This is a genomic window from Streptococcus oralis (assembly GCF_001075875.1).
GTDB lineage: Bacteria > Bacillota > Bacilli > Lactobacillales > Streptococcaceae > Streptococcus > Streptococcus oralis_I.
The window spans coordinates 1-22,000 of the sequence record NZ_JUOS01000022.1; the positions used below are offsets into that span (position 1 = coordinate 1).

Annotated in this window: 25 protein-coding genes and 1 pseudogene; 21 read left to right on the plus strand and 5 right to left on the minus strand. The window is 40.7% G+C overall.

Features of this window, described 5'->3' with window-relative positions; translation table 11 throughout:
• Positions 1–391, plus strand: a pseudogene (locus ADM33_RS01015) (tagatose-bisphosphate aldolase); the annotation flags it as partial.
• A gap of 146 nt (positions 392–537) precedes the next feature.
• The gene (locus ADM33_RS01020) at positions 538–1,575 is read left to right on the plus strand and encodes an aldose epimerase family protein (RefSeq protein WP_049502794.1); all 1,038 of its coding nucleotides are present in this window, start codon (positions 538–540) and stop codon (positions 1,573–1,575) included.
• Between the two features lie 41 nt (positions 1,576–1,616).
• Here ADM33_RS01020 and rnjA read toward each other — a convergent pair whose 3' ends face one another.
• Together rnjA and ADM33_RS01030 are read right to left on the minus strand one after the other, a co-directional pair.
• Positions 1,617–3,296: a ribonuclease J1 gene (rnjA, locus tag ADM33_RS01025; protein WP_049502795.1), complete on the minus strand. Its 1,680-nt coding sequence runs from the start codon at positions 3,294–3,296 to the stop codon at positions 1,617–1,619.
• A 1-nt stretch (position 3,297) separates the two neighbouring features.
• Positions 3,298–3,531, minus strand: a complete 234-nt coding sequence (locus ADM33_RS01030) for a DNA-dependent RNA polymerase subunit epsilon (protein ID WP_000639568.1) — start codon at positions 3,529–3,531, stop codon at positions 3,298–3,300.
• A gap of 270 nt (positions 3,532–3,801) precedes the next feature.
• Between ADM33_RS01030 and ADM33_RS01035 the strand changes: the two genes are divergently transcribed.
• Complete coding sequence (locus tag ADM33_RS01035; protein WP_049502796.1) at positions 3,802–4,017, plus strand: hypothetical protein; 216 nt, start codon at positions 3,802–3,804, stop codon at positions 4,015–4,017.
• A gap of 369 nt (positions 4,018–4,386) precedes the next feature.
• Here the strand turns inward: ADM33_RS01035 and ADM33_RS01040 are convergent, their stop codons facing one another.
• On the minus strand, positions 4,387–4,530 hold the full coding sequence (locus ADM33_RS01040; RefSeq protein ID WP_000588573.1) for a bacteriocin: 144 nt from the start codon (positions 4,528–4,530) through the stop codon (positions 4,387–4,389).
• Position 4,531: 1 nt separating this feature from the next.
• Positions 4,532–4,714, minus strand: coding sequence for a fratricide two-peptide bacteriocin subunit CibA (gene cibA, locus ADM33_RS01045; RefSeq protein WP_049502797.1), 183 nt, complete (start codon positions 4,712–4,714; stop codon positions 4,532–4,534).
• Between the two features lie 172 nt (positions 4,715–4,886).
• On the opposite strand from cibA, the gene tsaB reads away from it, so the two are divergent.
• The 15 genes from tsaB to ADM33_RS01120 all read left to right on the plus strand — a co-directional run bounded on the left by tsaB (position 4,887) and on the right by ADM33_RS01120 (position 17,402).
• Positions 4,887–5,570 carry a tRNA (adenosine(37)-N6)-threonylcarbamoyltransferase complex dimerization subunit type 1 TsaB gene (tsaB, locus tag ADM33_RS01050; protein WP_049502798.1) on the plus strand — a complete coding sequence of 228 codons (684 nt, stop codon included), beginning with the start codon at positions 4,887–4,889 and terminating at the stop codon, positions 5,568–5,570.
• Positions 5,567–6,004, plus strand: a complete 438-nt coding sequence (gene rimI / locus ADM33_RS01055) for a ribosomal protein S18-alanine N-acetyltransferase (RefSeq protein ID WP_049502799.1) — start codon at positions 5,567–5,569, stop codon at positions 6,002–6,004. Before tsaB ends, rimI begins: the two co-directional genes overlap by 4 nt.
• Positions 5,994–7,004 carry a tRNA (adenosine(37)-N6)-threonylcarbamoyltransferase complex transferase subunit TsaD gene (gene tsaD / locus ADM33_RS01060; protein WP_049502800.1) on the plus strand — a complete coding sequence of 337 codons (1,011 nt, stop codon included), beginning with the start codon at positions 5,994–5,996 and terminating at the stop codon, positions 7,002–7,004. The genes rimI and tsaD overlap by 11 nt, the downstream gene beginning before the upstream one ends.
• Positions 7,005–7,115: 111 nt before the next feature.
• A complete protein-coding gene (locus ADM33_RS01065) occupies positions 7,116–7,979 on the plus strand; it encodes an XRE/MutR family transcriptional regulator (RefSeq protein WP_049502801.1) in 864 nt (287 codons plus the stop codon).
• A 115-nt stretch (positions 7,980–8,094) separates the two neighbouring features.
• Positions 8,095–8,763, plus strand: a complete 669-nt coding sequence (locus tag ADM33_RS01070) for a CPBP family intramembrane glutamic endopeptidase (protein WP_049502802.1) — start codon at positions 8,095–8,097, stop codon at positions 8,761–8,763.
• Positions 8,764–8,883: 120 nt separating this feature from the next.
• Positions 8,884–9,561: a CPBP family intramembrane glutamic endopeptidase gene (locus ADM33_RS01075; RefSeq protein WP_049502803.1), complete on the plus strand. Its 678-nt coding sequence runs from the start codon at positions 8,884–8,886 to the stop codon at positions 9,559–9,561.
• Between the two features lie 11 nt (positions 9,562–9,572).
• The gene (locus ADM33_RS01080) at positions 9,573–10,241 is read left to right on the plus strand and encodes a CPBP family intramembrane glutamic endopeptidase (RefSeq protein ID WP_049502804.1); all 669 of its coding nucleotides are present in this window, start codon (positions 9,573–9,575) and stop codon (positions 10,239–10,241) included.
• A 120-nt stretch (positions 10,242–10,361) separates the two neighbouring features.
• The gene (locus tag ADM33_RS01085; protein WP_049502805.1) at positions 10,362–11,036 is read left to right on the plus strand and encodes a CPBP family intramembrane glutamic endopeptidase; all 675 of its coding nucleotides are present in this window, start codon (positions 10,362–10,364) and stop codon (positions 11,034–11,036) included.
• Between the two features lie 161 nt (positions 11,037–11,197).
• Complete coding sequence (locus tag ADM33_RS01090; RefSeq protein ID WP_049502806.1) at positions 11,198–11,893, plus strand: AzlC family ABC transporter permease; 696 nt, start codon at positions 11,198–11,200, stop codon at positions 11,891–11,893.
• Positions 11,883–12,206 carry an AzlD domain-containing protein gene (locus ADM33_RS01095; RefSeq protein ID WP_049502807.1) on the plus strand — a complete coding sequence of 108 codons (324 nt, stop codon included), beginning with the start codon at positions 11,883–11,885 and terminating at the stop codon, positions 12,204–12,206. Before ADM33_RS01090 ends, ADM33_RS01095 begins: the two co-directional genes overlap by 11 nt.
• Before the next feature lie 102 nt (positions 12,207–12,308).
• Entirely contained in the window at positions 12,309–13,151 is an 843-nt protein-coding gene (locus ADM33_RS01100; protein ID WP_049502808.1) for an amino acid ABC transporter substrate-binding protein, read from the plus strand.
• 153 nt (positions 13,152–13,304) lie between these two features.
• A complete protein-coding gene (locus ADM33_RS01105; protein WP_000694516.1) occupies positions 13,305–14,159 on the plus strand; it encodes a MetQ/NlpA family ABC transporter substrate-binding protein in 855 nt (284 codons plus the stop codon).
• Between the two features lie 121 nt (positions 14,160–14,280).
• The gene (locus ADM33_RS01110) at positions 14,281–15,654 is read left to right on the plus strand and encodes a M20 family metallopeptidase (protein WP_049502809.1); all 1,374 of its coding nucleotides are present in this window, start codon (positions 14,281–14,283) and stop codon (positions 15,652–15,654) included.
• A complete protein-coding gene (locus ADM33_RS01115; protein WP_049502810.1) occupies positions 15,647–16,708 on the plus strand; it encodes a methionine ABC transporter ATP-binding protein in 1,062 nt (353 codons plus the stop codon). The genes ADM33_RS01110 and ADM33_RS01115 overlap by 8 nt, the downstream gene beginning before the upstream one ends.
• A gap of 1 nt (position 16,709) precedes the next feature.
• Complete coding sequence (locus ADM33_RS01120; protein WP_049502811.1) at positions 16,710–17,402, plus strand: methionine ABC transporter permease; 693 nt, start codon at positions 16,710–16,712, stop codon at positions 17,400–17,402.
• A 195-nt stretch (positions 17,403–17,597) separates the two neighbouring features.
• On the opposite strand, the gene ADM33_RS01125 is transcribed toward ADM33_RS01120, so the two are convergent.
• Complete coding sequence (locus ADM33_RS01125) at positions 17,598–18,167, minus strand: MptD family putative ECF transporter S component (RefSeq protein WP_049502812.1); 570 nt, start codon at positions 18,165–18,167, stop codon at positions 17,598–17,600.
• 131 nt (positions 18,168–18,298) lie between these two features.
• Between ADM33_RS01125 and ADM33_RS01130 the strand changes: the two genes are divergently transcribed.
• From ADM33_RS01130 to hisS, 3 genes are all read left to right on the plus strand, one after another.
• The gene (locus tag ADM33_RS01130; protein WP_049502813.1) at positions 18,299–19,150 is read left to right on the plus strand and encodes an Rgg/GadR/MutR family transcriptional regulator; all 852 of its coding nucleotides are present in this window, start codon (positions 18,299–18,301) and stop codon (positions 19,148–19,150) included.
• A gap of 188 nt (positions 19,151–19,338) precedes the next feature.
• The gene (locus ADM33_RS01135) at positions 19,339–20,586 is read left to right on the plus strand and encodes a transporter (RefSeq protein WP_049502814.1); all 1,248 of its coding nucleotides are present in this window, start codon (positions 19,339–19,341) and stop codon (positions 20,584–20,586) included.
• 79 nt (positions 20,587–20,665) lie between these two features.
• Positions 20,666–21,955 (plus strand): histidine--tRNA ligase, encoded by a 1,290-nt coding sequence (gene hisS, locus ADM33_RS01140; protein ID WP_049502815.1) that lies wholly within the window; start codon positions 20,666–20,668, stop codon positions 21,953–21,955.
• Positions 21,956–22,000: the final 45 nt, after the last annotated feature.

Here is a 22,000-nt window from a genome sequence, read left to right on the forward strand (position 1 = left end):
CAACATCGATGTCTTGAAAGTAGAAGTTCCAGTTAACGTGAAATACGTTGAAGGCTTTGGCGATGGAGAAATCGTTCATACACGTGAAGAAGCAGCTGCTTTCTTCAAAGCACAAGACGAAGCTACTAACTTGCCATACATCTACTTGAGTGCAGGTGTATCTGCTAAACTCTTCCAAGAAACACTTGTCTTTGCCCATGAATCAGGTGCAAACTTCAATGGTGTTCTTTGTGGACGTGCAACATGGGCTGGATCTGTTGAAGCTTACATCAAAGATGGAGAAGCAGCAGCTCGCGAATGGCTTCGTACAACTGGATTTGAAAACATTGATGAACTCAATAAAGTACTTCAAACAACAGCTACTTCATGGACTGAACGTGTAGAAGCATAGATCAGAAATAGAAGAAACGACTTTTGTTAATAAAATATCTATGGTTTCTTGACAAAGATGTCTGTAAATCATACAATAAAACCATAGAGAGTGAATGCGCTTTCTATGGTTTGTTTACTTAATTGAAATAGAAAAAGGAGAGAAGGATGAAAGCATACACAGAACGTGTATTTGGGAAAGTTGATGGCAAGGATGTCCTCGCTTACCGTTTTGAAACGGAAGCAGGCTATCAACTGGAAATCATGACCTATGGAGCGACAATTTTACGTTATGTAACTCCAGATAAGACTGGCAATTTTGCCAATGTTATCCTAGGTTTTGATGATTTCGAAAGCTATGTGGGAAATAGCCCTAAACATGGAGCGAGTGTAGGTCCAGTGGCAGGTCGTATCGCAGGTGCGACTTTCGAACTTAATGGTAAGTCCTATGAACTTGAAGTTAACAACGCCAGCAACTGTAACCACAGTGGTTCAACTGGTTGGGATTCTAGCTTGTTTGAGCTAGTTGAAGTGAATGATCATGGTTTGACTCTTTACACAGAAAGAACAGACGGTACAGGAGGTTTCCCAGGAAACCTTAAAATCTGGATTAGCTACCACTTGGAAGAAAGTGGAGCCTACGAAGTTAGCTACAAGGTGACGACGGATCAGGATACCTTGGTCAATCCAACCAACCATAGCTACTTTAACTTATCTGGTGATTTCACTCAGACTGTTGACCGCCATGTCTTCCAATTGAACACTGAGGGTATCTATCCAATTGCCCCTGATGGAGTACCAGCTAAAACTCCAGATGCTGATCGTGATGTGGTTAAACACATCTACAATGGCGCCTTGTTGAAGGATATCTTTGCAGAAGAAGATGAGCAAATCCAACTCGTATCTGGTTTAGACCATCCATTTGCTCTGCCTGCAGGACATGACAATGCTGGTTTCCTCTATGACCAAAATTCAGGTCGTTTCTTACTCTTCAAGACAGAAGCACCTTGCTTTGTAGTTTACACCGCAAACTTTGTGGATGAGAGTGTCATCATCGCTGGTCAACCAATGATGCAGCACAATGGGATTGCTCTTGAAGCACAAGCTTTGCCAGATGCTATTCATAGCGACCTTAAAGATCAAGTCATCCTCAAAGCAGGCCAAACTTTCACCAGCAAAACTCGTTACGAGCTTGTCGTGAAATAACAAAAATTCTCTGAAGTCATAGGATTTCAGAGAATTTTTTCTTATTCTTCATCTGGTGTGAGAATCATCGGAATGATGATTGGTTCACGTTCAGTATTTTCGTAAAGAAATGGTCGAATGGCATTTACGATAGCGCCATTGACAGACTGGACGCTGGCATCTTTGTTTTTCAAAGCGATACGAATAGCATTGAAAAGGATGCGTTGGCTTTGACGGATCAAGTCACCAGATTCGCGCATGTAGACAAATCCACGGCTGAGAATATCTGGTCCAGATAGGATCATCTGAGACTTGAAGTCAACGGTTGCGACAGCCAGTACAACACCATCTTCAGATAGATCGCGACGATCTTTAAGCACAGCTGCACCGATTTCGCCGATACGATTTCCATCGACGTAGATATCCTGAGCATTGAAATGACCTGCGATACGAGCAGAGTTTGCAGTGAGGGCAAGCACATCACCATTACTCATGATAAAGATATTGTCCTTCTCTACGCCAGTATCCACTGCTAGTCCAGCGTGGACTTTCTGCATGCGGTATTCACCGTGAACAGGCATGAAGTATTTTGGCTTAATCAAGCGGAGCATAAGTTTTTGCTCTTGCTGACCACCGTGTCCAGATGTATGGATGTTGTTAATCTTACCATGGATGACTTCAACACCAGCTTCAGAAATGATGTTAATCAATTTGTTAACGCTAGTGGTGTTTCCTGGAATTGGGCTAGATGAGAAGATAACAGTATCACCAGGTTGGAGTTGCACTTGACGGTGAGTTCCGTTAGCGATACGAGAGAGGGCCGCCATAGGTTCGCCCTGACTACCTGTACAGAGGATCAGAATCTCACCCGCAGGATAGTCTTTGATTTCATTTGGTTCGATGAAGGTTCCCTTAGGAGCCTTGATGTAACCTAGTTCAATCCCGTTGACAATGGCCTTTTCCATAGAGCGTCCAAAGACAGCAATCTTACGACCTGTTTTAACAGCAGCGTCAGTAGCTTGTTGGAGACGGAAGATATTTGAGGCGAAGGATGCAAAGATGATACGTCCCTCGATACCTTGGATAATCTTCATGATCGACTGGCCGACAACCTTTTCAGAGTTTGTAAAGGTTGGCACTTCAGCATTGGTCGAGTCAGAGAGCAAACAAAGTACTCCATCTTCACCTAGGGCTGCCATGCGGTGCAAGTCTGCAGGTTCACCAACTGGTGTAAAGTCAAACTTGAAGTCTCCCGTACAGACGATTTTCCCTTGAGGTGTGTGGATGACAATTCCCAATGGTTCTGGAATCGAGTGGGTTGTTCTAAAGAAAGTTGCTTTAAGGTTTTTAAAGGTCAACTCCGTGTTGTGGTTGATTTCGTGAAGTGTAGCATTACGCAAAAGTCCATGCTCTTCGAGTTTTCCACGGATTAAGGCAAGGGCCAGTGGACCAGCATAGATAGGGATGTTTGCTTGCTTGAGCAAGAAAGGAATCCCTCCGATATGGTCCTCGTGTCCGTGTGTAATCAAGAGAGCCTTGATGCGGTCGATATTTTCTACAATATAAGAGTAATCAGGGATAACGTAGTCGATACCAAGCAGGTCATCCTCAGGGAATTTAATTCCTGCATCAACGATGATAATTTCGTCTTGATATTCGATTCCGTATGTATTTTTACCGATTTCTCCTAGACCACCAATAGCAAAAACGCCAACTTCTTCTGGTTTAAGAGTATAGGCCATATTAGAACTCCGTAATTTCGAATGCGCCAGTTTCTTTTTCGTAGTCTAGCAATTTGTCAGACAAGAGTTCGATATACTCGATATTGTACTCTGGACGATTTTCTTCGACAAGTTGGCGAGCAGCGATACGTCCTTCAAGTTCTGAACTAGCATCGATGTCTAAGTATAGTGAGCGTGTTGTTTCACGACGTGGGCTACGGTCTTTTGTTTCTTGATAAAAAACTTTGTAAATCATATGTTTCCTTTCTGCTTTCAGGTCAGCTATATTCAAAAATGCTCAGTTTGAAGCTGGTTTGATTCCAGTTCATTTTTTGTCTTTATTGACCTTGATTCGTTACAATTATCTCAATTATAACATAAAAAGGGGAATTAGTAAAAGCAGGAAACATGAAAGTAAGGAGCTTGAAATGGGTTTCATTTTGCCTTGTATAAGTATTTGAAGACTTCAGATACAAGTGCTATAATAAAGTTATAAGAGACGTTTCTATATCAAGGAGGTTGAAAGATGAATGACTTATTTACTTTTGTTATCGGTATTCGTTTGGTAGCTTTTATGATTTTTGTTGCCTGTGTTTATGGTGGCAATCTACTGTTTGTTCGGCTGGAACATAGAAAAACAGCTGTACACTGGAAAATTCTCTTTGTAACATTGTATTCCATTTTTCTCCTTCTTGTAACCTATGTGGTCTGGTTTGTATTTTACTTTGGTTTGAATGCTTAGCTTCAGTTGTTTATTTATATCTGCTGATTGAACGAATGCCTATCTTTAAAATAGGTTATAAAAAAATAGCGAACTCAGCTACACAAAAAATCCACCCCAACTATTAAGATAGGGTGGATTTTTCAAATTCGGTATCCAATTTTTCCTCAAACAAAGATTATATTTTCAGGCCCTATCCTTATTTTTACAGTTATGATTGTTTTGTTCAAAAATAGAGTTGAAGCATAAAAATAAAACAATACAAACAGATAAATCAATTGGCAATGGTATAGTAGTAATGCTTAAATCGTTGAGAATACTGATCAAACTGTAAGAGATGAAGAAAATAAAATTCATCCTTCTAAAAATGTGTCTTTTATCTAGCATGACTTATCCAAACTTTTTACGGAGATCTTTTCCAATGGTGTAAGCTGCCATAAATAAAGCTATACCAACACCTACACCAAAACCACCCTTGATTTCTTGCAATTCTTTATTAGAAATTTCATGATATTTGTCTAAATCTTTAATCATACTAACCTCCTAAAAAATAACCAGCTGCTAAGCCAGAGCCTACAAGTGCTGTTCCGCCAGCAACAGCTTTCCAAGAAACTGCTACACCAAAGATAACCAAGGGAGCGAGACCACCATCAATATCTGATAATTCATTTTCAGATAGCGATACAAATTGATTGTCAATATTTTCGAAATTTGTCATTGAACTTTCCTCCTTTTTTCTCGTTCACTTTTATATTCGGAAACGAAAAGGAAAAGTTGCAATGTTTTTGAAGATTTCTTTTCACTGTGATTTTTGATACAAAACAAAGAAAATTCCCATGTGCCTTCTTTTGTAGTATAATAGTAAGCAGACAAAAAGATAGGAATGTGTTATGAAAGTATTAGCTTTTGATACGTCCAGCAAGGCTCTTTCTCTAGCTATTTTAGAGGACAAGCAAGTTCTTGCCGAGACGACAATCAATATCAAGAAAAATCACAGTATTACCCTCATGCCTGCCATCGATTTTTTGATGGCAAGTTTGGATTTGACATCCAAGGATTTGGATCGAATCGTAGTGGCAGAGGGGCCAGGTAGCTACACAGGTTTGCGAATCGCAGTAGCAACTGCTAAGACGCTGGCTCATACTCTGAACATCGAGTTAGTTGGGATGTCTAGCCTTTTAGCCCTGGTGCCGAGCCAGCAGGAAGGTTTGGTTGTCCCTTTGATGGACGCACGCCGTAACAATGTGTATGCAGGATTTTATGAAAATGCCCAGCCAGTCTTTCCAGAAGCGCACCTATCTTTTGAAGAGGTGTTAGAAAAAGTCAAGGATGCTGAGCAGGTAACCTTTGTTGGAGAAGTTAGAGCCTTTGTGGATCAAATCCAAGAACAATTGCCACAAGCCAACTATCTAGAAACCTTACCAAATGCAGCTAATATTGCTCTTGGTGCTTGGGACAAGGAAGCAGACTCCTTGCATGATTTTGTGCCGAATTACCTTAAGCGTGTCGAAGCTGAGGAAAACTGGCTCAAGAATCACACCGAGTCTGGCGAGTCTTACATTAAACGCCTATGATAGAGATCAAACGAATCCAACAGCAACCTGACTTTGCTCAAGCTATCTATGCTGTTATGGCAGATGTTTACCCAGTCAGTCCTTGGACTCTGGAACAAATCCAAGCAGACCTGTCTCAAGACCAGACCTGGTATGCTTTAGCCTACGATGGGATAGAAGTGATAGGTTTTCTAGCTGTTCAGGAAAATATCTTTGAAGCAGAAGTCTTGCAAATTGCTGTCAAAAAAGCCTATCAAGGTCAGGGGATAGCCTCGGCCTTGTTTGTAACATTGCCGACAGACAGGGAGATTTTCCTCGAAGTCAGAAAGTCCAACCACCGAGCGCAAGCATTTTACAAGAAAGAAAAAATGTCAGTCATCGCTGAGAGAAAGGCCTATTACCATGATCCAGTCGAGGACGCCATTATCATGAAGAGAGAAATAGATGAAGGATAGATATATTTTAGCATTTGAGACATCTTGCGATGAGACCAGTGTTGCTGTCTTGAAAAACGACGATGAGCTCTTGTCCAATGTCATTGCTAGTCAAATTGAGAGTCACAAACGTTTTGGTGGCGTAGTACCAGAAGTAGCCAGTCGTCATCATGTCGAGGTCATTACAGCCTGTATCGAGGAGGCATTGGCAGAAGCAGGAATTACCGAAGAGGACGTGACAGCCGTTGCGGTTACCTACGGACCAGGCTTGGTCGGAGCCTTGCTAGTTGGTTTGTCAGTTGCCAAGGCTTTTGCCTGGGCACATGGACTACCTCTAATTCCCGTTAACCACATGGCTGGCCACTTGATGGCGGCTCAAAGTGTCGAGCCCTTGGAGTTCCCCTTGCTAGCCCTTTTAGTCAGTGGTGGGCACACAGAGTTGGTCTATGTTTCTGAGGCTGGTGATTACAAGATCGTTGGTGAAACTCGAGATGATGCGGTTGGCGAGGCCTATGATAAGGTCGGTCGTGTCATGGGCTTGACCTATCCAGCAGGTCGGGAGATCGATGAACTTGCTCATCAGGGACAGGATGTGTATGATTTCCCTCGTGCCATGATTAAGGAAGATAATCTGGAGTTCTCATTCTCAGGTTTGAAGTCTGCCTTTATCAATCTTCACCACAATGCCGAGCAAAAGGGAGAAAGCCTGTCTACAGAGGACTTGTGTGCGTCCTTCCAAGCTGCAGTTATGGACATTCTCATGGCAAAAACCAAGAAGGCCTTAGAAAAATACCCTGTTAAAACTCTAGTCGTCGCTGGTGGTGTGGCAGCTAATAGAGGATTAAGAGAACGCTTGGCAGCTGAAATCACTGATGTTAAGGTCATCATTCCACCTCTGCGCCTCTGTGGAGACAATGCGGGTATGATTGCCTATGCCAGCGTTAGCGAGTGGAACAAAGAAAACTTTGCAGGCTTGGAGCTAAACGCCAAACCAAGTCTTGCTTTTGATACTATAGAATAAAAAGTCAGCTTGAAGCTGGCTTTTTTGCTAAAATATTTTATAATATGTTAAAAAAGTAAAAAGTTTTTACGAATAGAATAGTAAAGGGAATATTTAAAGGGGAGTTTGGCCATGATTGAAAAACAGGAATTGGGAGAATTTTACAAGGAATTGCGCCTGGCGAGAAAGCTCAAGCAGTCAGATGTGGCTTGTGCTGGACTAACAGCCTCTCAGCTATCCAAGTTTGAACTAGGGCAGTCCATGCTGTCTGCGGATAAGTTGATCCTAGCCATCCAAGGGATCAATGTGACCTTCGATGAGTTTGGACACAAGCTCAACAACTACCAAGAATCTCCACATATGCGATTTGGTAGAAGGATTGTGGATCGCTTTGCCCATCAAGATATAGCTGGCTTAGAGCAACTCTTGGAGGAAGTCGAGCAAGAACAGATGGCGCAGACCTATCGTCGTTTGAACTCTATTGTGATTAAAGATGCTATCCATTCACTAGATAAAAGCTACCCACTAGCAGAGGAGGATAGCGAGTTTTTGACCACCTATCTCTACGCTATTGAGTCTTGGACCTGGTTTGAACTCTATATCTTTTGCAATACCATGCCTTTTTTGAGCAATCAAGATCTGATCTTTTTATCCACCTCTTTACTTGAAAAATCCAAGGAATTTAAAGAGTTAGTACACAATCGACTGTATATGAAGAGTGGGTATCTCAATATCATCTCAGAGTTCATGGAGCGCAAACTTTTCTCTTACATCCCAATCTTTGAAGCTGAGTTGGAGAGTATGCTGCGTCCCTATGATGTTTTTGAGAAAGTATCATGGCAATTTTTAAAAAAATTGAGTGTTTTCCTTCAGACCAAGGGAAGCAATCAAAAAGAGATTGAATACTTTATCCAATCTCTGCAAATATTAGGAAATCCACAATTAACAGCCCTTTTTGAATTACGCTTCCAGCAATACCAAAAACTTATTGATTAGTTAGAAATCGCAAATGTGAAATTCCTATCAGAAAAAATGTCAAATATGCGATTTTTTAAAATATGGAATTTTTCGTGTTATACTGTCTTCATTCCATAGTATAGGAGAAAATAGAATGAAAAAAATCATCTCACGCTACTACTTTTTTATAGCCATTCTACTTGTCATTGCTTACCAGTACTTCAGTGGTCTAGTTTTACACAGCGACTTTGCTGCTGGTCTATCTGACTTTGCATTTTATCTGTCGGATATGATGTTGAATTTTCTTGTAGTTTTGCTTGCGCTCATTGTCATGATTAAGTCAGGAAAATGGCAACAAATCAACAGTAGAAAATTTAAATGGTCCTATCTTTTTTATTCCTTTTTAGCTTTTCTTGCTTTATTTATTTGGAATTTTATTAAATTTTTCCTATTCCCACCTACCCAAAATGGACTTGCTTACCAACTCGCTGCTCCGACTTTTACAGGCGCTACGGCGTTTTTGATGTATTTTTTCTATCCTGTGATTGCAGGCCCTATTTTTGAAGAGATGATCTATCGTGGATTGGTGATGACCGCTTTGGAAAAAGGGAAGAAATGGGGACTGGATGTGCTTGGTTCTGCTGCTTTGTTTGGAATCTTGCACATTAGTAATTATGGTTGGGTCTTGACAGACTTTTTCGTATATATGGGCGGCGGTATTATATTTGCGGTCTTGTTTAGAGTGACAAAGTCTATTTATTGGCCTATTGGACTGCATATAGTCTATAACGGTATCGTGCATATACTTCCTTTGTTATTTTAGAGGATTTTCAAAATCTTAAATCAAGTGAAGAGTCCTCATCGTGGTGCTTTTGCTTGGGCTGTAGAGCCAACAGGTGAGTGGTTAAGACGTCGTCGATAAAATAGTATAGGAAGTAATTAAATAAAGAAAATGAAAGAAATGAAATTTCACCTAGCAACTGGCTTGTTGCTTTTGACCTATTACCTCATTTTTAATGTCATACCAGACTTAGATTTTACTGTAGCTTTGTCTGATGAGATCTACTATGTGTTTCAGGTTTTATTGGTACTTATTCTGGGAACTGTATCTACAATTATTTTTGTCAAAAGTGAACATTGGAAAGAGTATGGTCGTTTCCAGTTTCGTTGGTCTTATCTGGGTGTTTTCATTCTTTCTTTTTTCTTATTATTTGTGTGGGCAAATCTAGCAACTCGTATCTTTCCTCGTACGCAAAATGGAAGTACGGTAGTGGAAGTAGCCACCAGTTTAACTGGCTTTAGCTATTTTATTACGCGTGTACTTTACGGTAGCCTTATCGCACCTATAGCAGAAGAAATAGTGTGTCGTGGTTTTTTGATGACATGCTTGTCTAAATTTAAAAACTACTATATTGATGTTCTTGTTTCTGCTGGCATATTTGGCGCTATGCATGTTTTACAGCATGGTTGGATAACGACAGATTTCATACTATACTTTGTAATGGGCTTGATATTTTGCATGATGTTTCGCTGTACACGCTCTATTTATTGGACCATAGCTTTACATGCTTCATGGAATACCTTCTTGCTTATTGTTAGCTTATTGGTGTTTGGATTTTAGAAGGGTGATATATGAAAAAGATAATCTCACGTTACTACTTGTTTGTAGCTATTCTACTTATCATTGCGGACCAGTTCTTCATCCGTCTGGTTTTACACAGCGACTTGGCTGCTGGCCTATCTGATTTTGGCTATTACTTTTCGGATATGATGTTGAATTTTCTTGTGGTTTTGCTTGCTCTTGTTGCCATGATTTGGTCAGGAAAATGGCAACAAATCAATAGCAGAAAATTTAAAGTGTCCTATCTTTTCTATTTCTTTTTAGCTCTTCTAGCTTTTTTTGTTTGGAATTTCGTTAAAGCTATTCTTTTCCCACCTACCCAAAATGCAATTTCTTATCAACTGGATCTTCCTACTTTTACAGGTCCTACTGCATTTTTGATGTATTTTTTCTATCCAGTGATTGCAGGTCCCATTTTTGAAGAGATGATCTATCGTGGATTGGTGATGACAGCTCTGGAAAAAGGGAAGAAATGGGGACTGGATGTGCTTGGTTCGGCTGCTTTATTTGGCATTTTGCATATCAGTAGTCATGGTTGGGTCTTGACAGACTTTTTCGTATATATGGGTGGTGGTCTAATAATGGCAGTCTTTTTTAGAGTGACAAAGTCTATTTATTGGTCTATTGGACTGCATATAGTTGATAATGCCATTGCTCAAATTCTGCCCTTGTTATTTTAGTGGGTTTTAAGAATCTTAAATCAAGGGAAAAGTCCTAATTGCGGTGCTTTTGATTGGATAAAAGGGATTTGGGTAAGTTTAGCTGGAAGATGGTGTAACTAAAACTTAAAAGGATCAACGATGAAAAGGAAAGAAACGAAATTCTACTTGTCAACTGTTTTGATAATAACCATCTATTACTTAATTTTCAATTTTATAGCAAGGTTAGAATTTGTTAACCAATTATCAGATTTTGGATTTTATGGCTTACAAATTTTGTTGATCGCCCTTGAGGGGATTGCTGCTACAGTGGTTCTTGTAAAGAGTCAAGGTTGGAAAGAATGCGGTCGCTTCCAGTTTCGTTGGGCTTATCTGGGTGTCTTCTTTCTTTTCTTTATACTGATGTTTGTGTGGGTAAATATAACGACTCTGATTTTTCCTAGCACGCAAAATGGGAGCGAAATGATGAAAGAAGCAGCTAATTTGACAGGAATTAGTTACTTTATAATGCGCATTCTCTATGGCAGTCTCATTGCTCCTATCGTTGAAGAGTTGGTTTTTCGTGGGCTTCTGATGACAGCATTGTCCAAATTTAAAAAGTATTATGTTGATGTCGTCGTTTCCTCCACACTCTTTAGTCTCATCTATGTTTTACAATATGGCTGGGTGTTAACAGACTTCATCGTTTATGCAGGTGCAGGTTTGCTACTCTCTATGCTATTTCGTTATACTCGTTCAGTTTATTGGCCAATGGCTCTTCATATCTTGTGGAATACATTTTTAATCGTTGTTAGTTTATTGGTATTTGGATATTAAATCTAAAATAGTTTATAAGTTGCATCATGAGACTGGCCTCCCAGTCTTTTTCTGTTCTTGTCAATCAGCAGACTTTTTTCTATTTTACGAATATGTTATAATAATGTTTGCTGTGACTGTTTGGAAAGCAGTTACTGAAGGAATGATTAGTGAGGAAGTCTATGAAAGAAAAAGGATTTTGGGAGGGTGTGCAGGCTGCGGTACCGACTGCTCTGGGATATGTCAGCATTGGCCTTGCTTGTGGGATTATCGGTTCGCCCTATGTGACACCAGTAGAAATGGGTCTGATGAGTCTCTTTGTTTATGCTGGGAGCGCTCAGTTTGCCATGATAGCTTTGATTGCAGTTCAAGCTCCAGTAGCTGCTATTGTGATGACGGTCTTTTTGATCAATTTGCGTCTATTTTTGTTGAGCTTACATGCGTCTACCTATTTCCGTCATACCAGTCTCTGGCACAATATCGGTATGTCCAGTCTTTTGACCGATGAGACCTATGGCGTTTTGATGGGCGAGTTGGTGCATACGGATAAGGTCAATCCTATGTGGATGCACGGGAACAACCTTAACAGCTATGTAGCTTGGTTTGTCGGAACTATTGTCGGAACTGCTCTAGGTGGACTTCTACCAAATCCAGAAATTTTTGGCTTAGATTTTGCCCTAGTGGGGATGTTTATTGGGATTTTTACTTCCCAGTTTCAGATTATGCAAAAACGGATTCCTTTGCGCAATCTCTTCATAATTTTAGCAGTTGTAGCTGTATCTTTCTTTTTGCTCTTGACGGTGGTGTCTCAGTCATTAGCTGTTCTGTTTGCGACCTTGCTAGGTTGTACCATGGGGGTGGTCTTGGATGGTCAGTAAGTATATTTTATTAGCAATTGTCTTTTCTGGCTTGGTGACTTGGATTCCAAGAATGATTCCTTTTATCCTAGCCAAGTATAAGGGTTTGCCGCCTGTCGTAGAGCGCTTTTTGAAATTTCTACCAGTTTCTATTATCTTTGCCTTGATTCTTTCAAGTGTGGTGACAGGAAAAGTTGGAAGCCTTCCGCGGATAAAGTGGTTAGACTTTTTAGCAATCTTTCCAACGGCCTTTGTAGCCTTTCGTTACCGCAATCTTGTAGGGACTGTTCTCTTTGGGGTGGTCTTGATAGCAGTCCTACGTTTGGTCTTTTAATCAGCCATAAAGAAAACCTATCACAAATATAGAAATCATATAATAGCGTAATTCCTTTTTTTCTGTTAAGATAAGATTGTATTCTATTTTGGAGGAAATATCATGAAAAAAATCGTTAAATATTCATCACTTGCTGCTCTAGGGCTTGTAGCCGCAGGTGTATTGGTAGCTTGCTCAGGCGGTGAAAAGAAAGATGCTGCATCTGGTGAAGCAACATCTAGTAAAAAAGAAATTATCGTTGTAACCAATGCTACACCAAAACCATTCAACTATGAAGAAAATGGCGAATTGACTGGTTACGAGATTGAAGTGGTTCGCGCTATCTTTAAAGATTCTGACAAGTATACTGTCAAGTTTGAGAAGACAGAGTGGTCAGGTGTTTTTGCAGGACTTGATGCTGATCGTTACCAAATGGCTGTTAGCAACATCAGCTACACTAAAGAACGTGCTGAAAAATACCTTTATGCAGCTCCAACTGCTAAAAACCCTAACGTTCTTGTAGTGAAAAAAGATGACTCTAGCATCAAATCGTTTGATGATATCGGTGGAAAATCTACTGAAGTTGTTCAAGGAACAACATCTGCTAAACAGCTAGAAGACTACAACAAACAACACTCAGATAACCCAACTATCCTTAACTACGTTAAAGGGGACTTCCAACAAATCATGGTACGTTTGAGTGATGGCCGATTTGACTACAAGATTTTTGATAAAATCGGTGTTGAAACAGTCATCAAGGACCAAGGTTTGGATAACTTGAAAGTTATCGAACTTCCAAGCGACCAACAACCTTACGTATACCCACTTCTTGCCAAAGGTCAAGATGAGTTGAAGGCATTTGTGGACAAACGCATCCAAGAATTATATAAAGATGGAACCCTTGAAAAGCTATCTCAACAGTTCTTTGGCGGTTCTTATCTGCCAGCAGAAGCTGATATTAAATAAGTTTGTAAATCATCCATTCTCTCGTAGGTGGATGATTTTATAACTTTTAGGCATATAGTTTCAAACTATATGTCTGCCTATCTAATAACAATTTGCGAAATCAAATAAAGTGTGAGATACTATTACAGTATTATTTTTAAAGGAGAACGAATCATGAAAATTAAAAAATGGTTAGGCGTAGCAGCTATCGCTACAGTAGCAGGCCTTGCACTTGCAGCTTGCGGAAATTCAGACAAGAAAGCAGACAACACAACTACAGTTAAAATTGCGACTGTTAACCGTAGCGGTTCAGAAGAAGCACGCTGGGACAAAGTCCAAGAATTGGTTGAAAAAGACGGAATTAAATTGGAATTCACAGAGTTTACAGACTACTCACAACCAAATAAAGCAACTGCTGATGGTGAAGTAGACTTGAACGCTTTCCAACACTACAACTTCTTGAACAACTGGAACAAAGAAAACGGTAAAGACCTTGTAGCGATTGCAGATACTTATATCTCACCAATCCGCCTTTACTCAGGTAAAAACGGGGAAGAAAACAAGTACACTAAAGTGGAAGAAATCCCAAACAACGGTGAAATTGCTATTCCAAACGATGCTACTAATGAAAGCCGTGCCCTTTACCTTCTTCAATCAGCAGGTTTGATTAAATTGGATGTTTCAGGAACTGAACTTGCTACAATCGCAAACATCAAAGAAAATCCAAAGAACTTGAAAATCACTGAGTTGGACGCTAGCCAAACAGCTCGTTCATTGACTTCAGTTGATGCAGCAGTTGTAAACAACACTTTTGTTACAGAAGCAAAATTGGACTACAAGAAAGCACTCTTTAAAGAGCAAGCTGACGAAAACTCAAAACAATGGTACAACATCATCGTTGCGAAAAAAGATTGGGAATCATCACCTAAAGCTGATGCAATCAAGAAAATTATCGCAGCTTACCACACTGATGAAGTGAAAAAAGTTATCGAAGAAACTTCAGACGGCTTGGATCAACCAGTTTGGTAATAAACACAGGGAGGTGGGAGAGATTTTTCCACCTCTTGCTTTTATATAGAGACTAAAGAAAAGGAATATCCACTTGTATTGATTCCAAAGGTACAAGTCCTAGTAGAAAGGTAGAGAGAAAATGGTTTTCCCTAGCCAAGAAGAACAAATTGAAAAGTTTGAAAAGGATCATGTAGCGCAACATTACTTTGAAGTTTTGCGTACCCTGATTTCTAAAAAATCAGTCTTTGCCCAACAAGTCGGCCTTAAAGAGGTGGCTCGTTATCTAGGCGAGATTTTCAAGCGTGTAGGTGCAGAGGTCGAGATTGATGAGAGTTATACGGCACCCTTTGTCATGGCGCATTTTAAAAGTTCACGCCCAAATGCCAAGACTATCATTTTCTACAACCACTATGACACAGTACCTGCGGATGGCGACCAAGTCTGGACAGAGGATCCATTTACGCTTTCTGTGCGTGATGGCATCATGTATGGACGCGGGGTTGATGATGATAAGGGGCATATCACAGCTCGTTTGAGTGCTTTGAGAAAATACATGCAAGATCATGATGATCTGCCTGTCAATATCAGCTTCATCATGGAAGGAGCTGAGGAGTCTGCCTCTATGGACTTAGATAAATATCTAGAAAAACATGCAGATAAACTCCGTGGAGCAGATTTATTGGTCTGGGAGCAAGGGACCAAGAATGCCTTGGAACAACTAGAAATCTCTGGCGGCAATAAGGGTATTGTGACCTTTGATGCCAAGGTCAAGAGTGCCGATGTGGATATCCACTCCAGCTATGGTGGTATTGTGGAGTCAGCTCCATGGTATCTCATCCAAGCATTGACTAGTTTGCGAGCTGCAGATGGGTGTATCTTAGTTGAAGGCTTGTACGATGATGTGCAGGAGCCGAATGAACGTGAGTTGGCCTTGGTTGAAACCTATGCTCAACGCAATCCAGAGGAAATCAGCCAGATTTATGGCTTGGAATTACCACTTTTACAAGAGGAACGTACAGCCTTTCTCAAACGTTTCTTCTTTGAACCAGCGCTCAATATCGAAGGGATTCAGTCAGGCTATCAAGGTCAAGGAGTTAAAACGATTCTACCAGCAGAAGCTAGCGCTAAGCTAGAAGTCCGCTTGGTTCCTGGCTTAGATCCACATGATGTTTTAGAGAAAATTCGGAAACAACTAGACAAAAACGGTTTTGATAAGGTAGAATTGTACTATACTTTGGGTGAGATGAGCTATCGAAGTGACATGAGTGCGCCGGCCATTCTCAATGTCATTGAGCTGGCCAAGAAATTCTATCCACAGGGCGTATCTGTCTTGCCAACAACGGCTGGTACAGGTCCTATGCATACGGTATTTGATGCCTTAGAAGTACCTATGGTTGCCTTTGGTCTAGGAAATGCCAATAGCCGAGACCACGGTGGAGATGAAAATGTGCGAATCGCCGATTATTACACCCATATTGAATTAGTAGAGGAGCTGATTAGAAGTTATGAGTAGAGACATTATCAAATTAGACCAGATTGATGTGACTTTCCACCAAAAGAAAAGAACCATCACAGCGGTCAAGGATGTGACCATTCACATTCAAGAAGGGGATATCTACGGGATTGTAGGATATTCTGGAGCAGGGAAATCAACCCTGGTTCGTGTTATTAACCTCTTACAAAAGCCATCTGCAGGCAAAATTACCATTGATGACGATGTGATTTTTGATGACAAGGTGACCTTGACGGCCGAGCAGTTGCGTCGTAAACGTCAGGATATCGGGATGATTTTCCAGCATTTCAACCTGATGAGCCAGAAGACAGCAGAGGAGAATGTAGCCTTTGCCCTTAAACACTCTGGTCTCAGCAAGGAAGAAAAGAAGGCTAAAGTAGCTAAACTGCTTGACTTGGTTGGTCTTGCGGACCGTGCCGAAAACTACCCTTCACAGCTTTCTGGAGGTCAAAAACAACGTGTGGCTATTGCGCGTGCCTTGGCAAATGATCCAAAAATCTTGATTTCAGATGAATCAACTTCTGCCCTTGACCCTAAGACAACCAAGCAAATCTTAGCTTTGCTGCAAGATTTGAACCAAAAATTAGGCTTGACTGTTGTCTTGATTACGCATGAAATGCAGATTGTCAAAGACATTGCCAATCGTGTAGCAGTTATGCAAGACGGTCGCTTGATTGAAGAAGGTAGCGTTCTTGAAATCTTCTCAGATCCTAAACAACCTTTGACTCAAGACTTTATCTCGACTGCGACAGGTATCGATGAAGCTATGGTCAAGATTGAGAAACAAGAAATCGTAGAGCACTTATCTGATAATAGTATTCTGGTACAACTCAAGTATGCAGGAGCTTCTACAGATGAGCCACTTTTAAATGAATTGTATAAGCACTACCAAGTAACAGCCAATATTCTCTATGGAAACATTGAAATTTTGGATGGTACTCCTGTGGGTGAACTGGTGGTTGTCTTGTCAGGGGAAAAAGAAGCCTTGACAAGCGCTCAAGATGCTATCCGTCAGGCTGGTGTGCAACTAAAAGTATTGAAGGGAGGACAGTAAGATGGCAGAATTGATTCAAACATACTTACCAAACGTCTATAAGATGGGTTGGTCTGGTCAGGCTGGCTGGGGAACAGCAATCTACTTGACCCTTTATATGACGGTTCTTTCCTTCATCATCGGAGGTTTCCTAGGGCTGGTTGCAGGGCTTTTCCTTGTCTTGACAGCTCCAGGTGGTGTCTTGGAAAATAAAGTTGTTTTCTGGATTTTAGACAAGATTACCTCTATCTTCCGTGCGGTGCCATTTATCATTCTCTTGGCTGTCTTGTCACCCTTCTCTCATCTAATCGTAGGGACAAGTATCGGACCAAATGCGGCTATTGTACCCCTATCTTTTGCAGTCTTTGCCTTCTTTGCTCGTCAGGTACAGGTGGTATTGGCAGAGCTAGATGGCGGTGTCATCGAGGCAGCTCAAGCTAGCGGAGCTACTTTCTGGGACATCGTAGGTGTTTACCTATCGGAAGGTCTACCAGACTTGATCCGTGTGACAACTGTAACCTTGATTTCACTAGTTGGTGAAACAGCTATGGCGGGAGCAGTCGGAGCAGGTGGTATCGGTAACGTAGCTATCGCCTATGGATTTAACCGTTTCAATCATGATGTAACAGTCCTTGCGACTCTCATCATTATCCTGATTATCTTTACAATTCAGTTCTTGGGAGACTTTTTGACCAAGAAGTTAAGTCATAAATAAAAAAAAGAGCCAGCTAGCTCTTAGATTGAAGAAAAAGTCAATTTTGGACAATTTTCTTCAATCTTTTTCTTTTACTAGAGAAAATAAAAAACTCTTAAAAATGGCATGTTTCAGCATTTCTAAGAGTTTTCAAGATGTAGTAAAATTACCGAAAGGGTTTGTCTACCTACTGAGAGCCGTGTGGCTCTTTTTCTATCACATTTTATCTGCGAATTTCTTACTAAGTGCTTGTCCAATCAGGGCACCAAGTAAAGCGCCGATGAAAACACTTGTGATAAAGAGGAGGATATTAGCAGGATTCGGTGCAACCATGATGCGGTCAATATAGTCCTGAGATTTTCCACGGGCGACTAGAGTTGCAATATAGGCTTGAGGGGTCAACCACATGAGTAGAATGGGACCAGTAGTACCAAAAGCAAAAACTAGGAAGGAAAGAAGGTTCTTGACCTTATCTTTGTAGTGACCTAGGTGAGCGATGCCATCTGCTGCAAGACCGCAGATAATTCCTGGCAGAAAGGCTCCAGCACCATGCTTACTCCCGAGGAAAAATAGAGAAATTACAAGTCCTATCGAAGTAATCGCTCCGAAACGAGGTACTTTTTCTAAAAGGATCATATAGACGCTACCACCCACAAGAGCAGAAAAGGCAGGGGCGTAAAACATATTTCCAGTGTGGTCGACAAAGTTCCCTAGTAGAACCCCCACTCCGATACAGAGAAAGTAGACAAGAGCAGCTACAAGGGTTGTCAAGATATTCTTTTTCATAAGTTCTCCTTCGTATATCTGATGTTATTCATTGTATCATGCCTGGCTCAGATTGTAAATGCTGGCTTGGAACTAGTATTTATTAGGAAATGTGGTAAAATAGGAAAAAATAAAAGACGATTGGTAAGAGTATGAAGAATTTAGGAAAAGTTTTTAAAGAGTTAAGGGAGTCCAGAAAAATCTCCTTGAGAAAAGCAACAGGTGGACGCTTTTCAGCATCTTTATTATCACGTTTTGAAAATGGTCAAAGTGAAATATCTGCTCCAAAGTTAATCACAGCTTTGGAGAATATTCATGCGAGTATGGAAGAATTGTTATTTTTAGCGAGAGGTTTTCATCAGGATGCCTATTCTGAATTTAGAAACAGAATAGTCGAGGCTATCGACCCTCAAGATTTGACATCCTTGCGCACTATCTACCAGAGAGAATATCAACAACTTCCTTTTTCAAAGGATAAACAGCAACATATTCTCAATGCTATTTTGATAAAATCCTATATGAAAGCCATTGATGAGACGGTTACATTGACCTCTGAGGAAGAAAGAGTCCTACATGATTATCTATTTTCTGTTGAAATTTGGGGGCTCTATGAACTTTCGTTCTTTTCTTCCTGCTCTCCTCTTTTATCAGTCCAGCTTTTGACAAAGTATACTCGGGAAATGTTGCGGAAGTCAGATTTCTTGCAAGGAGTTGGGAAAAATCGGAATATGATGCACACCTTGCTCCTCAATGGTTTTATGGCCTGTATTGAAGTTGATGATTTTACCAATGCCCTCTATTTCAAAAAACAAATTGACAAGAACTTCTTTGAAGAAAATGAAACCTATTTTCGAATAGTCTACCTATGGGCAGAAGGTTTGCTTGATAGTAAGCAAGGAAGAGCGGAGGAAGGACAGAGAAAAATGGAGGACGCTGTCCGTATTTTTGAAATGATTGGTTGTAGCAAATCTGCAGATTATTATAGAAGTGCCATGGAGTGTTGAATATTTGCAACTAGGTGAATTAAATTGAAACGATAGGACTGTGAAGATACTTATTAGTAGTAGAAAATTCTAGCGTTTTCGTTATTCGTTTAATCTGTTGCATATATTCAAAAACGTCTTCTCATAAGATTCTTGATGCTATACTAGAGCTACCATAAAAGTAGTATGTGAGAAAGAGAGGAATCTATATGAAACTATTACTAAGAAATCAAGCATACAGAGTTTTGAGCTTATCACGATTTTTCAATGCTTTTGGAGCTTCCATTTTTAATTTAGTGTTTGTGGTCTATGCCTCAACTTTGCCAGAGGCTTCTGTTGCCGTTGCCATGGCGAATGTTGTGATGATGCTTCCAACTCTTTTTACAGTTTTTGTGGGAATTCGGGCAGATTATACCAAGGACAAGGTCAAATGGATGACCTATGTCGGTTTATTTCAGGCGGTTTTATTTTTTCTAGCAGCCCTAGTTGTTCAGCAAGCTAGTTTCTTTGCCTTTTCGACCCTTTGCCTCATCAATGTCCTTAGTGATGTAGCCAGTGATTTTGCTGGCGGTTTGCGAATGCCTCTCGTTAAAGAAAAGGTAGCAGAGTCAGATCTGATGGAGGCCTATTCCTTTTCGCAGTTTATTACCTACATCTCTGCGATTGGCGGTCAAGCTTTTGGAGTTTGGCTATTAGGGGTGTCAACACAGAACTTTTCGCTCGTAGCGGGAATCAATGCCATATTTTTCCTAGTGTCAGCTCTCATTCTCTTTTTAGGAAGGGTTGAATTAAGCTTATCAACTCCACTTGTTGATAGTAAATCACTGAAAAATGAGAAACTTTCTATCAAAGATCAATTTTTAACGATTTACCGAAACTTACGTCTCGTTTTTCTTAAAAGTGGACATAAAAACTTTGGTTTTATGCTCTTTGCTATCTTGCTTATCAATGCTTTGGGTGGTGCCTTAGGTGGTATCTATAACATCTTCCTTTTAAATCATTCCTTACTGAATTTTTCCTACAAGGATGCATTGTTTATCTTACAATTGATTACCTTATTAGCGGTTATCATCAGTAGCCTTACGGGCAATGATTATTTTGGGAAGCAATCTCTGCCTAGATTGATGATGTGGGTCACATTAGGAGCCAGTCTAGTTGGTCTATCTAATTTGTTAAACCAAGTCTTGCTCGGGATGCTTTTCGTCTTTTTTACCATGTATGTTTCTGGGAAAATTTCTCCAAAGATAAGTGCTCTGCTCATGAAAAATCTTGCTCCAGAGGTTCTCTCTCGTACCAGTAATTTTTTAGGTTTGTTGTTTACTCTATCTATACCAGTGGGGACGGCCTGTTTTTCACTGGTGGCAGTATGGGATATACAGTTAACATGGGCTCTGTTTGTTGGGCTTTCCTTGCTTGCGATTCTTCTAGCTAGTTTTAATCTCAAAAATGAAATTTAGGTGTTAGTCTTCTTTTCACACTGTCCCAATCCCTTTATTTATGGTAAAATAGGACTATTAAGTTTAAAGAGGATTCCCTATGAAATTACAAAAACCAAAAGGAACGCAGGATATTTTACCTGCTGAGTCTGCCAAGTGGCAGTACGTTGAAGGCTTTGCGCGTGAAATTTTCAAACGCTACAACTACGCAGAAGTACGTACCCCTATTTTCGAGCACTACGAAGTCATCAGTCGTTCTGTTGGAGACACAACCGATATCGTAACCAAGGAAATGTATGATTTCTATGACAAGGGTGACCGCCATATTACCCTCCGTCCAGAAGGAACGGCTCCAGTCGTCCGTTCTTATGTGGAAAACAAACTCTTCGCACCAGAAGTTCAAAAGCCAAGTAAGTTCTACTACATGGGCCCTATGTTCCGCTATGAGCGTCCACAAGCAGGCCGTTTGCGCCAATTCCACCAGATTGGTGTGGAGTGCTTTGGTTCTAGCAATCCAGCTACTGATGTGGAAACAATCGCTATGGCAGCTCATTTCTTGAAAGAAATCGGCATTCAAGGTGTTAAATTGCACCTTAACACTCTTGGAAATCCTGAGAGCCGTTCGGCCTATCGTCAAGCCTTGATTGACTATTTGACGCCACTTAAGGAGACCTTGTCCAAGGATAGTCAACGTCGTTTGGAGGAAAATCCTCTCCGTGTCTTGGACTCTAAGGAAAAGGAAGACAAGGTAGCAGTGGAGAATGCACCTTCTATCTTGGATTACCTTGACGAAGAAAGCCAAGCTCACTTTGATGCTGTTCGTCAGATGCTGGAAAACCTCGGAGTAGACTACATCATTGATACCAATATGGTACGTGGACTGGACTACTACAACCACACCATCTTTGAGTTTATCACAGAAATTGACGGCAATGCCCTAACAGTCTGTGCAGGTGGTCGCTACGATGGCTTGGTTGCCTACTTTGGCGGTCCTGAAACTGCTGGATTTGGCTTTGGGCTTGGTGTAGAGCGTCTGCTTTTAGTCCTTGAAAAACAAGGGGTGACCCTACCTATCGAAAACGCTCTCGACGTCTATATTGCTGTTCTTGGTGGAGGAGCAAATCTGAAAGCCTTGGAGTTGGTACAAGCATTGCGCCAACAAGGCTTCAAAGCAGAGCGTGATTATCTCAACCGTAAACTCAAAGCGCAATTCAAGTCAGCCGATGTCTTTGCTGCTAAAACTCTGATTACTCTTGGAGAGAGCGAGGTCGAAAGCGGACAAGTCACCGTCAAGAACAATCAAACGCGAGAAGAAGTTCAAGTTTCACTTGAAACAATCAACCAAAACTTCTCAGAAATCTTTGCAAAATTAGGATTTTATACTCAATGAAAATCAAAGAGCAAACTAGGAAGCTAGCCGCAGGCTGTACTTGAG

Coding starts and splice junctions, on each gene's coding strand:
- ADM33_RS01020 (WP_049502794.1), top strand. CDS start 538: ATGAAAGCATACACAGAACGTGTATTTGGGAAAGTTGATGGCAAGGAT.
- rnjA (WP_049502795.1), bottom strand. CDS start 3,296: ATGGCCTATACTCTTAAACCAGAAGAAGTTGGCGTTTTTGCTATTGGT.
- ADM33_RS01030 (WP_000639568.1), bottom strand. CDS start 3,531: ATGATTTACAAAGTTTTTTATCAAGAAACAAAAGACCGTAGCCCACGT.
- ADM33_RS01035 (WP_049502796.1), top strand. CDS start 3,802: ATGAATGACTTATTTACTTTTGTTATCGGTATTCGTTTGGTAGCTTTT.
- ADM33_RS01040 (WP_000588573.1), bottom strand. CDS start 4,530: ATGATTAAAGATTTAGACAAATATCATGAAATTTCTAATAAAGAATTG.
- cibA (WP_049502797.1), bottom strand. CDS start 4,714: ATGACAAATTTCGAAAATATTGACAATCAATTTGTATCGCTATCTGAA.
- tsaB (WP_049502798.1), top strand. CDS start 4,887: ATGAAAGTATTAGCTTTTGATACGTCCAGCAAGGCTCTTTCTCTAGCT.
- rimI (WP_049502799.1), top strand. CDS start 5,567: ATGATAGAGATCAAACGAATCCAACAGCAACCTGACTTTGCTCAAGCT.
- tsaD (WP_049502800.1), top strand. CDS start 5,994: ATGAAGGATAGATATATTTTAGCATTTGAGACATCTTGCGATGAGACC.
- ADM33_RS01065 (WP_049502801.1), top strand. CDS start 7,116: ATGATTGAAAAACAGGAATTGGGAGAATTTTACAAGGAATTGCGCCTG.
- ADM33_RS01070 (WP_049502802.1), top strand. CDS start 8,095: ATGAAAAAAATCATCTCACGCTACTACTTTTTTATAGCCATTCTACTT.
- ADM33_RS01080 (WP_049502804.1), top strand. CDS start 9,573: ATGAAAAAGATAATCTCACGTTACTACTTGTTTGTAGCTATTCTACTT.
- ADM33_RS01085 (WP_049502805.1), top strand. CDS start 10,362: ATGAAAAGGAAAGAAACGAAATTCTACTTGTCAACTGTTTTGATAATA.
- ADM33_RS01090 (WP_049502806.1), top strand. CDS start 11,198: ATGAAAGAAAAAGGATTTTGGGAGGGTGTGCAGGCTGCGGTACCGACT.
- ADM33_RS01095 (WP_049502807.1), top strand. CDS start 11,883: ATGGTCAGTAAGTATATTTTATTAGCAATTGTCTTTTCTGGCTTGGTG.
- ADM33_RS01100 (WP_049502808.1), top strand. CDS start 12,309: ATGAAAAAAATCGTTAAATATTCATCACTTGCTGCTCTAGGGCTTGTA.
- ADM33_RS01105 (WP_000694516.1), top strand. CDS start 13,305: ATGAAAATTAAAAAATGGTTAGGCGTAGCAGCTATCGCTACAGTAGCA.
- ADM33_RS01110 (WP_049502809.1), top strand. CDS start 14,281: ATGGTTTTCCCTAGCCAAGAAGAACAAATTGAAAAGTTTGAAAAGGAT.
- ADM33_RS01115 (WP_049502810.1), top strand. CDS start 15,647: ATGAGTAGAGACATTATCAAATTAGACCAGATTGATGTGACTTTCCAC.
- ADM33_RS01120 (WP_049502811.1), top strand. CDS start 16,710: ATGGCAGAATTGATTCAAACATACTTACCAAACGTCTATAAGATGGGT.
- ADM33_RS01125 (WP_049502812.1), bottom strand. CDS start 18,167: ATGAAAAAGAATATCTTGACAACCCTTGTAGCTGCTCTTGTCTACTTT.
- ADM33_RS01130 (WP_049502813.1), top strand. CDS start 18,299: ATGAAGAATTTAGGAAAAGTTTTTAAAGAGTTAAGGGAGTCCAGAAAA.
- ADM33_RS01135 (WP_049502814.1), top strand. CDS start 19,339: ATGAAACTATTACTAAGAAATCAAGCATACAGAGTTTTGAGCTTATCA.
- hisS (WP_049502815.1), top strand. CDS start 20,666: ATGAAATTACAAAAACCAAAAGGAACGCAGGATATTTTACCTGCTGAG.